Annotated in this window: 17 protein-coding genes; 3 read left to right on the forward strand and 14 right to left on the reverse strand. The window is 64.0% G+C overall.

The features are described from left to right. Positions 1-133: 133 nt before the first annotated feature. The 4 genes from J0W34_RS18845 to tmpT all read right to left on the reverse strand — a co-directional run bounded on the left by J0W34_RS18845 (position 134) and on the right by tmpT (position 3,562). Complete coding sequence (locus J0W34_RS18845; RefSeq protein ID WP_230969790.1) at positions 134-676, reverse strand: SRPBCC family protein; 543 nt, start codon at positions 674-676, stop codon at positions 134-136. Positions 677-790: 114 nt separating this feature from the next. Further along, entirely contained in the window at positions 791-1,762 is a 972-nt protein-coding gene (locus tag J0W34_RS18850; RefSeq protein WP_230969791.1) for a cytochrome D1 domain-containing protein, read from the reverse strand. Between the two features lie 229 nt (positions 1,763-1,991). Then, positions 1,992-2,762, reverse strand: a complete 771-nt coding sequence (locus J0W34_RS18855) for an oxygen-binding di-iron domain-containing protein (protein ID WP_227816246.1) — start codon at positions 2,760-2,762, stop codon at positions 1,992-1,994. Positions 2,763-2,923: 161 nt separating this feature from the next. Then, positions 2,924-3,562 (reverse strand): thiopurine S-methyltransferase, encoded by a 639-nt coding sequence (gene tmpT / locus J0W34_RS18860; RefSeq protein ID WP_230969792.1) that lies wholly within the window; start codon positions 3,560-3,562, stop codon positions 2,924-2,926. Between the two features lie 155 nt (positions 3,563-3,717). On the opposite strand from tmpT, the gene J0W34_RS18865 reads away from it, so the two are divergent. Next, positions 3,718-6,081, forward strand: a complete 2,364-nt coding sequence (locus tag J0W34_RS18865) for a fatty acid cis/trans isomerase (protein ID WP_230969793.1) — start codon at positions 3,718-3,720, stop codon at positions 6,079-6,081. Here J0W34_RS18865 and J0W34_RS18870 read toward each other — a convergent pair. The 9 genes from J0W34_RS18870 to J0W34_RS18910 all read right to left on the reverse strand — a co-directional run bounded on the left by J0W34_RS18870 (position 6,078) and on the right by J0W34_RS18910 (position 12,520). Further along, positions 6,078-6,776: an alpha/beta fold hydrolase gene (locus tag J0W34_RS18870; protein WP_230969794.1), complete on the reverse strand. Its 699-nt coding sequence runs from the start codon at positions 6,774-6,776 to the stop codon at positions 6,078-6,080. The genes J0W34_RS18865 and J0W34_RS18870 overlap by 4 nt on opposite strands. A gap of 16 nt (positions 6,777-6,792) precedes the next feature. After that, positions 6,793-7,080 carry a hypothetical protein gene (locus tag J0W34_RS18875; protein WP_227816242.1) on the reverse strand — a complete coding sequence of 96 codons (288 nt, stop codon included), beginning with the start codon at positions 7,078-7,080 and terminating at the stop codon, positions 6,793-6,795. After that, positions 7,067-7,558, reverse strand: coding sequence for a DM13 domain-containing protein (locus J0W34_RS18880; RefSeq protein WP_230969795.1), 492 nt, complete (start codon positions 7,556-7,558; stop codon positions 7,067-7,069). Before J0W34_RS18880 ends, J0W34_RS18875 begins: the two co-directional genes overlap by 14 nt. Before the next feature lie 66 nt (positions 7,559-7,624). Beyond that, entirely contained in the window at positions 7,625-7,867 is a 243-nt protein-coding gene (locus tag J0W34_RS18885; RefSeq protein ID WP_227816240.1) for a hypothetical protein, read from the reverse strand. Continuing rightward, positions 7,864-9,708: a Na/Pi cotransporter family protein gene (locus J0W34_RS18890; RefSeq protein ID WP_230969796.1), complete on the reverse strand. Its 1,845-nt coding sequence runs from the start codon at positions 9,706-9,708 to the stop codon at positions 7,864-7,866. The genes J0W34_RS18885 and J0W34_RS18890 overlap by 4 nt, the downstream gene beginning before the upstream one ends. Positions 9,709-9,892: 184 nt before the next feature. Further along, entirely contained in the window at positions 9,893-10,264 is a 372-nt protein-coding gene (locus J0W34_RS18895) for a glyoxalase superfamily protein (protein ID WP_230969797.1), read from the reverse strand. A gap of 153 nt (positions 10,265-10,417) precedes the next feature. Next, on the reverse strand, positions 10,418-10,885 hold the full coding sequence (locus J0W34_RS18900) for a type II toxin-antitoxin system RatA family toxin (protein ID WP_230969798.1): 468 nt from the start codon (positions 10,883-10,885) through the stop codon (positions 10,418-10,420). 151 nt (positions 10,886-11,036) lie between these two features. Beyond that, entirely contained in the window at positions 11,037-11,396 is a 360-nt protein-coding gene (locus J0W34_RS18905; RefSeq protein WP_230969799.1) for a hypothetical protein, read from the reverse strand. Between the two features lie 197 nt (positions 11,397-11,593). Then, a complete protein-coding gene (locus tag J0W34_RS18910) occupies positions 11,594-12,520 on the reverse strand; it encodes a LysR family transcriptional regulator (protein WP_230969800.1) in 927 nt (308 codons plus the stop codon). Positions 12,521-12,623: 103 nt separating this feature from the next. On the opposite strand from J0W34_RS18910, the gene J0W34_RS18915 reads away from it, so the two are divergent. Further along, positions 12,624-13,226, forward strand: coding sequence for an FMN-dependent NADH-azoreductase (locus J0W34_RS18915; protein WP_227816233.1), 603 nt, complete (start codon positions 12,624-12,626; stop codon positions 13,224-13,226). Positions 13,227-13,260: 34 nt separating this feature from the next. Continuing rightward, entirely contained in the window at positions 13,261-14,109 is an 849-nt protein-coding gene (locus J0W34_RS18920; protein ID WP_230969801.1) for a pirin family protein, read from the forward strand. 31 nt (positions 14,110-14,140) lie between these two features. On the opposite strand, the gene J0W34_RS18925 is transcribed toward J0W34_RS18920, so the two are convergent. Continuing rightward, a complete protein-coding gene (locus J0W34_RS18925; RefSeq protein WP_230969802.1) occupies positions 14,141-15,187 on the reverse strand; it encodes a methyltransferase domain-containing protein in 1,047 nt (348 codons plus the stop codon). Positions 15,188-15,192 lie beyond the last annotated feature (5 nt).

The raw sequence follows: 15,192 nt of genomic DNA on the forward strand, positions 1-15,192 counted from the left end.
GCCCTTGATCACTCCTGGCTGATGAGACCGATTCTACGCGCCGCTACCCGCTGCGTATTGCGGCAGCGCACACCGACGCGCCAGACGGAGACGCCCGGCCGGGGCCGGGCGTCTCAGGCGCTGCTATCGGGGCCTACTTGCCCTCGACCATCTTCTTCAGATTGGTCAGACCGCTCTGATAGATGCCGGTGATGGCCTTGATGGCGGCCTCGTCATTCAGTTCCGGTGGGGGGTCGTTGTTCGGGTAGCCGCGATAGAACGCGCCTTTCCATTCCACCTCGGTGCCGCCGTCCTTGGGCGTGAGGCTGAACCAGGATGAATAGTTGCTCACCGGCACCGGGCCGGGGTCGGTCATGCGGTAGAAGAAGCTCATTTTCTCGGCGTCGTACTTCTTGAGCACCTCGACCACCTTGGCCCCGCCATCGAGCGTCAGCGTGCGGACCGATTCGATCTCGTTGCCCTTGGGGGCGTCGGTGGCCACGACCGGCGGCAGCCAGGTGTGCAGGGCGCCGAAGTCCTTGACCACGGCCCACACCTTCTCGGGCGGTGCGTCGATCTGGATGGTTTCGACCACTTTCTGACGGGTCGGCCCGTGCGCCTGACTTTCTTTCGACACGCCCATGAGGGACATTGCCATGACGAAGGACAGGCCTGCAGCCTGCAGGATTCTTTTCATCTTTCTAACTCCCGGATGTGGAACTGGCCCGTGCTTTGCCGTTGGGGGCAGCGACGGCACGGACATTGAACATGCCCGCGGGCGGGCAATCTTGAATACGGTGTTGCCGGCCGCTCACTGGCCGATCTCGGGCACGGTGGCCGTCAGGAAGGGGCCAAAGCCCCGGGGGTTGCTGCCCAGATCGACGCTGGCCACCTCCTTGCCGCTGTGTTCGTCGAGCAGTTGCAGGCGGTCTTCCATCCAGCTGACCACCCACACCCGACCGCTGGACCAGGCAATGCCTTCCGGCGCTTCGGCAGCCGGCCAGGTGGCACTGACCGTCAGACGGGACAGATCAATCACGGAGACCGAATCGGCGTGCTGATTGGTCACAAAGGCGCGCGAGCCGTCGGCATTGAAGGCGATGCCATAGGGCGCCGTGCCGACCGGGATTCGCGTGGTCTCCCTGCGCTCGGCCACATCGACGATGCTCACGTCGTTGCTCACCACATTGGCCGCCAGCAAGCGGCGGCCATCCGGCGTCAGTCCAATTGCAAACGGGTGCTCGCCCACCGGCACACGCCCGATCGATTCCCCATCGCGCGCGTCGATGATGCTCACATCGTTGTCTTCACGATTGGCCACGAAGACCCAGGCACCATCCGGACTGACCACCACGCCGGCGGGCACGTGCCCCACCGGCACCGAGCGCTGGATGCTCAGCGTCGCGGTGTCGACCACCAGCAGCTGATCGCGATACCAGTCGGCCAGATACAGGGTTTTGCCATCGGGGGCGGCGGCCATGCCGACCACGGTGCTCTCGAGCTTGAGCTCGGCCACGAGCGTACCCGTGCGCAGATCAATCGCGGAAATGGAGGGTGCGTCGGCGTTGCTGATGAACACCCGGCGGGCAGCTTCGGACACCACCACCCCGGCCGGGGATTTGCCCACCGCCACACGGGCGACTTCAGTGAGGCGCTCGCCATCGACGATGCTCACATCGTTGGAGGCCTGATTGGTGATGTAAGCCCAGGGCGCGGCGCTTGCCGGCCCCATGGCCGAAAGCAAGACGACGCACGCCAGCAGGGCACGCCCGAAGCGATTCATGACATCCGATACCTGTGTTTGGGGCCACAGCGGGTCGGCACCCCGTCATGCGACGGAGCAATACAACCTGTCGAGCGTCGGGTGTCCGGGGTCTTGTGCCCCGATCTGGTGTCTCCTCCAACCCTCATCGGTCTGGGAGACATGGTGGTCGGATCGATGGCCGGGGGCCATCGCGGTTTACCCTAGGCCGGGCGCCTCACCCGCTCGGGCGCGCGCCCCGCCAGGGACCTCAGGGCACGGTATAGAGCGATTCGTCCACCAGATCGACACCGCACTGCAAACCGTCAATCCAGTTGATGAACTGATTGCACATGGCCTTGCCCTCGAAACGGGCACCGTGCTGCGGCACGATCATTTCGATGTCGAGACCGCGCACCATGCGCGCCCACAGCCGGCAGACCTTGTTGGAGATCATGTAGCGGCGATGGAAGCCGATCATGCTGTCCACGTGACGATCGAAATCGGTCACCGGCAGGGCGGCCACATCGTGGTCGACCAGCGAGGCGCCCAGGTCACCCGAGAACAGGATCTTGGAGATCGGATCGTAGAACTGGAAATTGCCTTCGGAGTGAAGGAAGTGGGCCGGTACCGCCTTGAGCTGGCAATCGCCGACCGGAATGATCATGCCCGTGTCGGGGATGCCTGCGATGCGATCGGAGTAGTCCTTGCCGGAGGTGAAATGCGGCACGAACCGGGTCCACAGCTTGGAGATCAGCACTTTGCAATGGCTGGCCACCATCCACTTGTTGAGTGATGCCAGGATGTCCGGGTCGGCATGGGAAGCCAGAATGAAATCGAGCCCGCGCGACGGCACGTACTTCTGCATGGCCATGAGCAGATCGTTGTAGGTCATGTTGCCACCCGGGTCGATCAGTGCCCCGTGTTTGCTGTTGGCAATCAGGAACTGGTTGCACTGGACCGCGTGGTCGCGCTCTTCATCAACCAGATCATAGAAGGCCACACACACGTGTTTGCCATCGTTGTAAAGCTCTACCGGCATGTTGTTCCCCCTCAAGGAAGCGTTTTTATGGCTGTCGGAATATCGACATTTTTTAACATTCTAGCGCGCTTCTCGCCGATGTTCCGCCAGCCTCAAGCACTCACAGGGTTTCAACGACACCCGCATCTATGCCTTGAGGGTGTTTCATGCCGATTCATTGCTCACGCCAGGGTCATCAGCCAGGCACGGTTGATCGCAGCCACCTTGCCCTTGAAGCCGCCTTCGATGTCCTCGATCTGCAGCGAGGTGACGTCATGGCTGTCACCGTACAAGGCCCGCACCTCGGCTTCTTCAACCGAAAACGGCGGCCCGTCGAGCAACTGCTGGTCGTATTCGAAGGTGATCAGCAGCACGGGCACCCCACCGCTGATGCTCACCACCTGCGGGACATAGCGTGCGCGCATGGGCGGGGGCAGCGCCACCAGCGCGGCCCGGTCGTAAATGGCGTCGACCGTACCGAGCATCTCGGCCGTCAGGTCGAACAGGTCGCCCACGAAAATATCGAGCCCGTCCGCCTGATAGACCCGCATGCCCGCATGCTCGGACACCTGCGGGACCACATCCAGCTCTTCGAAGAGCTCCTTCACGGCCATCTCGCTCAGCTCGACACCCACCACCGGATGCCCCTGATCGAGCAGCCATGCAATGTCGCGGGTCTTGCCGCACAGGGGCAGAAAGAGGCGCGCGCCCTCACTCAGCCCCAGACGGTTGAGGTGCCGCGCCAGCATGCTGTTGACCTCGCCTTCGTGAAAGGCAATGTGCCGCTGTTCCCATTTGCTGTGCCAGAAGGCTGCGTCCATGTGTCATCCCTGTCATGTCCTGGATCAAGGCGCCCATTATCGCCGCGCATGCGCCCGAGTGCCTTCCGGGTGGCTTGATCGCCTCAAAAGGCGTACCACGGGAACAGCCCATCGCTTACGATAGGCCGCTCAACGATACGGGGTGACAGGAGAGCATGAGCGCCTGGAAGGAGTGGGGTCGAGGTCTGGCCATGGTGGTCACGGCCGTGCTATTGGCCGCCTGTGCGGCAGACGAATCGGTGACCGAGCCGGTCACCCCAACCCGCTACGACACTCGCCAGAGCTTTCCGGACGCCGTGTCGTATCAGCAGAGCGTCCAGCCCATTTTCGCCAATCGCTGCATTGTCTGCCACGCCTGCTACGACGCCCCCTGCCAGTTGAAGCTCACCGCCTGGGAGGGGGTTGCCCGTGGCGGCAGCAAGACGCCGGTTTACGGCCAGCCCCGGCTGAACGAAATCCCGCCGACCCGCCTGTTCGAAGATGCCTCGAAGGCCTCCCAGTGGCGGCAGATGGGCTTTCATCCGGTGCTGGATGAAAATGCGCCGCCCGGGGGCGATACCGCCGCCCGTTCGGCCAGCCTGATGGCCCGCATGCTGCGGCTCAAGGCGCAACACCCCGGCCCCACCGCCGGGCCTCTGCCGGCCGAAGACTTCGAGTTCGACATCAATCGCAAGCTCAGCTGCCCGGCGCCGGACGAGTTCGAGGACTTCGCCGAGGCGAATCCCGAATGGGGCATGCCCTATGGCTTGCCGGCGATTCCCGCGGACGAGCAGGCCACGCTCATCCGCTGGCTCGACCAGGGCGCCCCCGCCGATGCGCTCCCCGAGCTGACCGCGCAGCAGCGCGGTTCCGTGCAGGCCTGGGAGGCGTTCTTCAACGCCGACAGCCTCAAGGCCCGGTTGATGAGCCGCTACATCTACGAGCACCTGTTCCTGGGGCATCTGTATTTCATTGACGATCCGGAGCGCCGCTACTTCCGCTTGGTGCGTTCGAGTACGCCACCGGGCCAGCCGGTGGCGCGCATCGCCAGTCGCCGGCCCCATGACGACCCAGGCGTGCCACGCGTGTGGTACCGGCTGGTGGCGGACAACGAGGTGGTCGTGGCCAAGACGCACATGCCCTATCGGCTCGACGCCGAGCGCATGGCCCGCTGGCAGGCCCTGTTCATCGACGCCGACTACACCGTGGACGCCCTGCCCGGCTACCGCCCGGAGGACATCGCCAACCCCTTCCGCACCTTTGCCGCCATCCCCCCGGCCAACCGCTACCGCTTCATGCTCGACGAGGCGGCCTTCACCATTGGCGGCTTCATCAAGGGGCCGGTGTGCCGCGGCCAGGCCGCGCTGAACGTGATCAACGATCATTTCTGGGTGTTCTTCGCCGATCCGTCCAACGATCTGCGCGATGCCCGCGTGGACGAATACCTGCGCGATCAGGCCACCAACATGGCCCTGCCGACCAACTGGGCGAGCGACCTGCCCCTGGCCATCAACTGGGTGAAGTACAGCGAGCGCGAAGTGAAGTATCTAGAAGGCCGCTCGCGCTTTCTCGACAAGGTGCTGGACGGCCCGCTCGATCTGGACCTGAACCTGATCTGGGACGGCGACGGCCGCAACCCCAACGCGGCCCTCACCATTTACCGTCACCTGGACAGTGCCACCGTGCTGCAGGGGCTGGCCGGCGACACGCCCAAGACCGCCTGGGTGTTCACCTACCCGCTGCTCGAACGGGTGCACTACCTGCTGGTGGCCAATTTCGATGTCTTCGGCTCGGTGAGTCACCAGCTCGAAAGCCGGCTTTACATGGACTTCCTGCGCATGGAGGGGGAATTCAACTTTCTCGCCTACCTGCCCAAGGCGCTGCGCAAGCCGACCCGCGACGCCTGGTATCGCGAATCCTCCGACGAAGAAAAGAAGTTCATCTACGGCGAGTACGCCTGGCTCAACCACGAGACCGGCATCCACTACCGGAGCGCTCACCCCGAGACCGAGCTGTTTGAACTGATGCGCGAGCATGTGAGCCCGGCCATCGGCCAGCGCAACCGTATCGAGGCGCTGCCCGACGCGGCGCTGCGTGACGCCCTTGCCCCGCTGGCGGCACTGACCGGCCAGGCGCTGGCCTGGCTCCCCGAAAACGTCATCCTGCGCATCGACATGCCATCGGGCGAGTCGCAATACATCAGCCTGATGCGCAACACGGCGCACCTGAACGTCTCGCAGATTCTCGACGAGGCCGACCGGCTCGACCCCGATCGCAACACCCTGTCGCTGGTGCCGGGCGTGGTGGGCGCCTACCCGAACGCGCTCTATCACATGGCCCTGCACGAGCTGCCCGCCTTCATCCCGGCGGTGGCATCGCTCGACTCAGAAGAAGCCTACAGCCACCTGGCGGCCCGCTACGCCATTCGCCGCACCGCGCCGGCATTCTGGACCGAGAGCGACGCGCTGCATGCGGCGTACCGCAAGCTCGCCCCCATCGAGGCCGGCATGCTCGACTACAACCGGCTCGAGAACCGCTAAGCCGACCCGACCCAGCCGCGCAGAATGGCGGCCAGCGCGTCCGCTTGGGACAGCGGCAGCATGTGCCCGGCCCCCTCGAAGGCATGCGCCCGCACGCCGGCACCATCGCGCAAGAAGCGCTCGCGCCAGCGGGCGTCGAGCATGGGATCGTCACGGCTGAAGACGAGATCGATGGGGATGCCCGCAGCGGCCAGCGGCGCGGCCAGGTCTGCGCGCTCGGTGGTGACACGCAGCTGGTGCATGAGCACCGTGCCCCCCAGGGCAGCATCCATGGCCAGTATCGTGTCGACAATGCGGGCCTGCTGCGGCCCATCGCCCGCCATGGCAAGCGCCTTGGTGCGGCTCAGCCCCTTGTAAGTGTGGTGCTCCAGCCAGGCCATGGCCGCCAGCCGCTGGGTGCGCTCGCTCGCCACCAGCGCGCACGGGGTGCTCGACACCAGCATGAGCCGACCAATCCGGGCCGGCTGTGCTGCCAGCACGGCAGCACTCAGGTAGGCGCCCAGCGAAAAGGCCGCCACCCACGCGCCCGGCCCCTCGATACGCTCGGCCAGTGCGGCCACCGTGGCGGGCTGATCCGCTTCGAGCGGGATGTCCACATGCACCGGTTCGATCACCTCGGAGACGCGCTCGACCACCGGCGCCCACAGGGCCTCGGTGCACATGGTGCCGGGGATGAAATGGACGCGCGGCCTCACGCGGTGCTCACCGGGTTCAGCTCGGCTCGATGGTGTGCCGCGCGACCGCTTCGGCATAACACTGCACACAGACGATGGCCAGATCGTTGAATTCGCGAAAGGCCTCGGTCATGCCGTCTTCTTCCATGAACTTCTCTTCGCAGTCGTAACACCAGGCCTGCAGGTCGTCCGGGTCGTCGCTGTTCTCGATGACACCGCGCGCCGGCCCGTCGGTCGCCAGCATGTGCCGGCAGATCACGGCAGCCACGCGACGACCGTGGTCACCGCAATTGACCATCAACACATCGCCTTCACTGTCGTCCATGCGCTTCACCCTCCTGATACCGGGCGGCCGAAATGAATTCGCCGAAGGTTTCGCACCACACGATGGCGGTGCGGTAGGCGCCCACGTCGATGCTCGGCGGGACGGCGACGATGAAGTTCTTGAAGGTTTTCACCTCGCCCACCTGCACCATGGTGTGCTTGAGCCGTTTGAAGTCCGCCTCGGTTTCGACGAACTGCGGCGACAGGTACAGCCGGTAGTCCGGCCCCGGCGCAATCTCGCCCGCCAGGCCGATGCGCTCGTTCGACACCGACAGTGTGCCCTCGCCCCAGTGCAGCGCATCGCTGTCCTTGAGGTCGCGCCGGAACGTGCCGGTAAACCGGGCGGCCGCCGCTTGCGCCTGCACGTCGGCTGGTGACGGTGGCGGGGGCGCAATGAGAATGGGGAGTGCGTAGATCCCGGCGGCGAATCCCACCACCAGCATCAGCCCGTGCGAGACAACGAGCAGGAGTTTTTTCATCGGGCATGCCCCGGGCATCGGAGAAGCCCACAGCCTAGCGCCGGCGCCCGGCCACGACAAGCCGCCTCAGCCGGTCTTGATCTCCCGGTAGCGCTGCTGGCCCTTGAGCCGCTGGGCGCGGATCACGTGAATCTTCTGTTCCAGGCGCTGGCGCGCCCGTTTGCCCTCAGTCTGCATCAGCCGCGCTTCGAGTTCGCGCTGTCGGGCCTTGAGCGCCTTGATGGCCTTGCAGATCTTCTTGCGCGGGGTGTCCTCAAGCGGGCCGCGCAGCAGCGCACGCAATTTTCCGAGCATTTTCTGCGTCTTCATTTTGCGTGCTCCACATGACTGGGCGCACGCTCCGGTTCGTCATCGATCCGGTCAAGCACGGCCTCCACCTCGTCTGCACTGAGGGTCAGGTCCGTGGGCAGACGCTCGGGGGAATCGAGCGCCTCGACCAGGGCCGTGGCCATCCCCAGCAGATGCGTCATCAGATCGTGTGCGTAGGCACTGTCGTTCATCAGCGAGGTGGCCATCTGCGGCGTGATTGCGCCCTCCCGGATCAGGGAGGCCACGGTGCGCTGGCCGTGCCGGCGCTCGTCCGCCAGATGCACCTTAAGCGCGTCGAGTGACAGTTGTGTGACGGCGTCTTCATCGTCGCTGCGCAGCACCGCCAGCTCACGCAGCATTTCGCCCACATTGATGCGCAGCCGGTTGTATTCCCTGCGGATGTGGGTGTTCTGGGCGGCGGTGTAGTGCACCAGGTTCTTGCGCAGGTGCTTGGTGGCCTTGATGGCCGCAATCAACTCCATGTTGGCCTGCCACACATGCTTGAAGCGCTGTGCAAGCGACTCATGCATGGGCTTGGCGGTGGCCTGCGTGTAGAAGGCCATGTTGGCGCTGTAGATATCCTTGATGACCAGCTCGTACTGACGCCCGATGTCGATCTCGATCTCGTCCGCCTTCGGCTCGAGCAGCGTCTGCAGATCGCGCCCGGAGGTGACGTCCGAGCGGGTCAGGTTCATGCCGTGGGCAATCAGGGTGAAGGCGTTATCGAACAGGTGAAGCGTCTCGCGTCGCAAGGCCGTGATCGCCACCTCCGGGAACTCCAGCGCAGTCGCACTCAGGAAACGCGGCTGGTCGCGGGTCACGACCTTGCCCTTGATCGACACCGTCAATTGCTCGGCCAGGCGGCCGATGAAGGGGGTGAACAAGGCCACCCCGACCCCGTTGAACACCGTGTGGAAGACCGCCAGCTTGAGCGTGTAATCGTCAGCCGCAATGCCCACCCCACGGCTGATCGCATCGACCGCCATCACGAACACCGGCATCATCACCAGCGCAATCAGTCCGGTCGCCACATTGAAGAGCAGATGTGCCGCTGCCAGCCGCTTGCCCTCGACCGGCGCGCCGATGGCGCCGAGCAAGGCCGTGATGGTCGTGCCAACATTGGCCCCCACCGCCAGCGCCAGCGCGTTCTCGTAGGTGGTCTGTCCCGCACCCAGGGCGGTGATGATCAGCACCATGGTCGCGTGGCTCGACTGCATCACCACCGTGGCAATCACCCCGAACAGGGTGAACACGGCCAGGCCGGCGATGCCGGTCATCGCGTAGCGGGTCAGATCCAGTTCATTGGAAAAGCCCGCAAAACCTTCTTTCATGAAGTGAATGCCGAGAAACAGAAAACCCAGCCCCACCAGAATCCAGCCGATACCCTTGCTCGCGCGCGCCTCGCGCAACAGCATGAGCACCCCGAAGATGAGCATCGGCATCGCGTAGGCCGAGATCTTCACCTTCAAGCCGAACCCGGCCACCAGCCACGCCCCGGTGGTGGTCCCCAGGTTGGCCCCGAAGATGATCCCGATCCCCTGCGCCAGCCCGATCAGCCCCGCGCTGAGAAAACTGATGGTGATCACCGACACCAGCGAGGACGACTGCATCAGCGTGGTCGTCACCACCCCGAAGCCCAGGCTCTTGGCCACCGTGTCGGTCGTGCGCCGCAGAATGCCTTCGAGCGTGCCCCCCGAGAACGCCTTGAAGCCCTCCTCCATACACAGCATGCCGAACAGGAATACGGCCACGCCCGAAGCAATGTCGGTAAAGGTGGAGCTGGTCCACAGCCCCCAGGCCAGCGCGGCGAAAACGACGGCGAGGGTCAGGCGGTTAAGCATGGGGGCCGGGTGCGGCGGGAATGGAAAGGGAGCGCTTCATCCATGTGCGGATGATAGGAGGGTGCGCTGACAGGCGCCAGCATGCACTGACCGACAGCTGCCCGGCGAGATGGGTGCCCCACCGGAAACGCGATCGCGTGCAATAACCGGGCAACCCGATTGATCCGTGGGGCGGTCGAATGACCTATCGCGATTCGCTCGATGCCTCGTTGAACAAGACCTTGTTCGAAAACGGATCAGTCACCGTGAAACACCGTCCGCCCCAGGGCGCCTGCTCGATACCGGGCTTGCAGTAGGTGTATTGCCGCGAGGAGACCTCGCGATACAGCGCGTCGAGGTCTTCGACATCGACGAAGACCTTGCTCCCGGGCGTGCAGTCACCCGAATGCTCGCTCAAATGCAGCACCAGATCGCCCTTTGACACCTGCATGTAGATCGGAAAGCCCGGCTCGAACCGATGCGCCCAGTCCAGTTTCATGCCCAGAAAGCCCAGATAGAAATCCTTGGCCTTCTCTTCATCAAAGATGCGGAGAATCGGTATGACCTGACATTTCATGCTCACCTCGTGACCCTCAATTGACATCGCGTGATATTCCCGAGAAACGGTCTGATCAGGGCGAGTGGGGGCAAAACGACGGATATCGAAGCCGTGTTGGGTCGGCCCAAAGCTACACACTCCCAGACTACGCCATGCCCCACATGTCGTGCATCACGCCGGCTCGCTCTTGAAGCTTGATTCGCAATATTGCTTGAGGCCAGCCAGACGCTTTCTCGTGGTCCAGGAAAAGTAGGCGGAGGCAATTCGGTCTCCAGCCCACGCGAACCAGGCCGGTCGTGTCGAGATCGAATACCGAAATTTCACGATCGTGCCTGCGTCCCCCGCGCACTCGAATATCCAGGAACCCGCAAAGCGCTTCAGCAAGGCGGGCCCTTTGATCATCTTGATTGCAGCCCGCTGCGGGGGTGCGATCTGGACAAACTCAACCCACATTTTCATGCCCAGTTTGGATCTTACGAGTACCTGGGAACCGATGGCCGGCGGACTCATGGAGCCGCGAACCACTTCGATGGACTCGGGAAACGGATCCCATTCATAGCGGACGCCGTAGTCTTGCGACACTTGGTAAACATGCTCGACCGGCGCGCTGATGGCGATGCATTGCTCGATGATGGCCATGGAAGACGTCTTGAAAGTAGCGACAAAGCGCGCTTGATCAGAAACAGGGACTTGATTTCCCGAAGGCAGCAATCCGGTGGCAGTTTGAAGTGATGTCTCGTTTTGACCTCAAGTAACACCAAAGAGTGGCGCGCTGGGCCACGATCATGCCTTACGCAGCCATCAAGAGACCGAACTTGTACAAGCCCTGGAGCACCGCCAGCTGGATCGCAACGATCAGGAACGTGAGAAGGAAAGCGCCAAGAAACGAAGGGCGTAAAACGAGCCAGTAGACAACAGAAATGGCGACGTAAGGAGCGAGAAGCCCTGCAAACCCGGGAAACGCATAAAAGGATGCAGCGGTCGCGATGACCCCGAAGAACACTGCGATTGCGCTGGACACCAGCGTTGTGTTCTCCGCACCGATGAGGCTGGCCCCGACTTTGACGGGAATCACCGTCGTGAGAAGCAAAAGCACCCCCAGGACGAGCAGCGAATTGCTTGAGTAGTGAAGATTGATTGCTGATTCCATCTGTTTCCTTCCTGAGGACATTCCGTCTGCGAAATTCTCGGCACGCCGCGGCCCTCGCGATGACGCCATCAGCCGTCCCGGGAACGCGAGTCATTGCGGCTTCGCTCGACTCGCGGCGCACGACGCAATACTAAACAACCCCTTCGTCATACGCCATTCAAATAATCATGCTGCCGAAAAAGTGCCAGTGAAAAGTCTCACTGAAGCGAACGGGCAGCGCTCCTGACGGAACATTCCGCATCTACGACCTCTCGGGCAATCTCCACCAATCTCGCCACCCCCCGCCCCGCGAAGTCCGGCTCCGCCATTACCAGATAAAGCGTCACCTTCATCTCACCGCCATCGCGCATCTCCAGCGGCGCGAGCTCACCTCGCGCCAGCGCCCACCGGATGTGCTCTTCCGGCAACCATGCAAACCCATGACCCGAGGCCACCGCGTCGATGGCACTGGCCATCTGGCTGAAGGTCCATCGCTGTTCGACTTCCACCGACCGGGTTTTCCGGTCGCGGGTGGTGCCGCTGTCACGCACGACGATGTGGCGGTGGCGTTTAAGGTCACTGCCGGTGACCGGTCGGCCGAGGGCATGCAGAGGGTGGGACGGGTGGGCGACCGGGATGATGCTCAGGCTCATGAGCGGGTGGCCGAAGAAGCCGGTCGGTACATGGGGGGTGATGGCGATGTCGGCCTGGCCGGCGAGCAGCGCTTCGGTGGTGCCGTGGAGGACGGATTCGAGGACTTCGACGCGGGTGTCGGGTGCCTCTGCGCCGAAACGGGCCAGGCATTTGAACAGCAGCCAGGTGGGGAACAGCACTTCGGCGGCGAGCCAGATTTCCGGCTCCCAGCCGGCGGAGAGGCTGCGGGCCGACTTTTCCAGCTGGGCGGCTTCATCCACCAGCACGCGGGCGCGGCGGTAGAGGAGCTGGCCGACCTCGGTGAGCTGCGCGCGGCGCCCGACCAGTTCGAAGGCTTTCACGTTCAGTTGCGCTTCGATGCGCTGCACCGCGTAGGTCACGGCGGACTGGCTCTTGTGCAGTGCTTCGGCGGCCTGGGCGTAGCCACCCGCCTCGACCACGGTGACGAGGGCGCGCCATTGCTCAAGGCTGATGTGGGGCACAGGCGACATAGATCAATTCATTCGATAGGAATCGTCAAAATATTCTGCTTTTTTATCAACCTGTTCAACCTTAAATTCACTCCATACCCCCAACACGTTAAGGAGTGACCCCATGAGCACCCTGCTTCAGATTCGATCCAGCCTGTTTTCCGACCAGGGCCAATCCAGCCAGTTGGCCGATCAGTACGTGGCCCGTTGGCAAGCCGCCCATCCGGAGGGCACCGTGGTAACCCGAGATCTGGCGGCCAACCCGATTCCGCACCTGACGGCCGAGCGCTTTGGTGCCTTTACCACGCCGGCCGAGCAACGCACTGCCGAGCAGCAGGCCGTAGTGACCGAATCGGACGCGCTGATTGCCGAGCTGCGCGCTGCCGATGTGGTGGTGCTGGGCCTGCCGCTGTACAACTTCGGCATGCCCTCGACGCTCAAGGCGTATATCGACCACATCGCCCGCGCGGGTGAGACCTTCCGCTACACCGCCAACGGCCCCGAGGGTTTGCTGGGCGGCCGGCAGGTGCGCGTGTTCGCGGCGCGCGGCGGGCTGTATGCGGGCACGCCGCTCGACACCCAGAGCAGCTACCTGCGCAACTTCCTGGCCTTTCTGGGCATCACAGACGTGGAGTTCATCTACGCCGAGGGCCTGGCCATGGGCGATGAATCCCGTCAGAACGCCCTGTCGCAAGCACACAGCCGCGTGAGCGCGCTGGCCGTCTGAGGCCGCGACGCGCTCCGCCTCACAGGAGAGACACATGACAACCAGAACCCTTGCCCAACGCATTGTCTCGGCGCCCACGTCGGATGGCGCCGGGGTACGCCTGCGCCGTAGCCTGGGGCAGCACCAGGGCGCCCGGCTCGACCCCTTCCTGATGCTCGACGAGTTCTCGAGCGACAAGGCCGATGACTACATCGCCGGCTTTCCGTCGCATCCTCATCGGGGCTTCGAGACCGTCACCTACATGCTCGACGGCCACATGCTGCATGAAGACCACATGGGCAACCGGGGCGATCTGCTGCCCGGTGGCGCCCAGTGGATGAGCGCGGCGCGCGGCATCATTCATTCGGAAATGCCCCAGCAGGAGTCGGGCCGCATGCGCGGCTTCCAGTTGTGGATCAACCTGCCCGCGGCGGAAAAGATGAAGGACGCCGGCTATCGCGACATCCGGCCCGAGGAAATCCCCGAGGCAACGCTGCCGGGCGGCGCTCAGGTGCGGGTGCTGGCGGGGCGCATCGAGACCGCATCCGGCACGCTGGAAGGCCCGGTCACGGGCGTGACCACCGAGCCGGTGTATATCGATGTCAGTCTGCCGGCGGGCGGCCGTTTCGAGCATGCCGTACCCGAGGGCCACAGCGCGTTCGTGTATGTGTTTGAAGGTCGCGCCGCGATCGGCACGGACACGCTCGACACCCATGCGGCCGGAGTGCTCACGGAGGGCGACCGGGTCGAGATGGCCGCCCACGAGGGGCCGGTGCGCTTTCTGCTCATTGCCGGGCGGCCGATCAGGGAGCCGGTGGTGCAGTACGGCCCCTTCGTGATGAACACCCGCGAGGAGATCGAGCAGGCACTGGCGGATTACCAGTCGGGGCGGCTGACAGCCTGAGCCTGTCGGCGGCCGTCAGCCCACCCGGGGTTCAGCAGCAGGCACCCGGTGTGCCTGCACGCTGGGCCACGTCGAAGGGCACCGCCTCGCCGCAGCCTTCGAACAGGCCGTAGTGGGTGTCGAAGTTGCCGATGAACTCGAAGTGCGGCGCAAAGCGGGTGTCGTGCAGCATGCGCCAGGTGTTACCACACACCGGGAAGATGCGGCCGGTGTCGATGCTGTGGTGCTTGTCGAGCACGAAGCGGTGCGGGTGCTGCGGCACCGTGCCGCGATAGATCACGGCCTGGCCGTAGTCTTCGCAGGCGGTTTCGAGCCCGTCGAGCTTGAAGAGGCGATAGGTGGCCGAAAAGAAGCGGATGTTGCCGGTACGCTCGGCCAGCGTCGGGTCGGTCACTTCCAGCGGGCGGTCTTCGAGCAGGCGCGGGTCGGCGAAGCCGGCGGCGTGCGAAAGCCGGTTGAAGTCTTTCCAGTACAGCGCACCACCCAGGCATTCGCCATAGAGCACCGGGTCGTTGCGCACCGCGTCCGGCACGCGGCGATCCGCATATACGTCCGAGAAGTAGAACTCACCGCCCGGCTTGAGCAGGCGAGCGACACCGTCGAGCACCGCCGCCTTGTCGGGGGAAAGATTCACCACGCAGTTGGAGACGATCACGTCGAAGCTGCCGGGCTGCAGCTCGAGCGCGTCGAGCTGCTCGATGTAGCCATGCTCGAAGCGCACATTGCTTTTCGCGTAACCGAAGACCTCGCGGTGAAAATCTTCATGCGCGCGGGCAACCGCCAGTTGCTCGTCGGTCATGTCCACACCGACCACCTCGCCGGCAGGGCCCACCAGTTGCGCCAGCGCATACACATCGCGGCCCGAGCCGCAGCCCAGGTCGAGCACGCGGCAGCCTTCGATCTGCGGGGGCGCGACCAGCCCGCAGCCGTAGTAGCGGCTGAGCACTTCCGGGTGAATCTTCGCGAGCAGCGGCTTGAGCCATTCGGGGATGAGGGTGATGTCGCAACACGCGGTGGTCTTGAGGTCGTCGCTGCTGCTCAGTTGCTTGCCGTAGTAATCCTGAACGATGTCGTGCATGAATG

This window comes from Nitrogeniibacter aestuarii (assembly GCF_017309585.1).
GTDB lineage: Bacteria > Pseudomonadota > Gammaproteobacteria > Burkholderiales > Rhodocyclaceae > Nitrogeniibacter > Nitrogeniibacter aestuarii.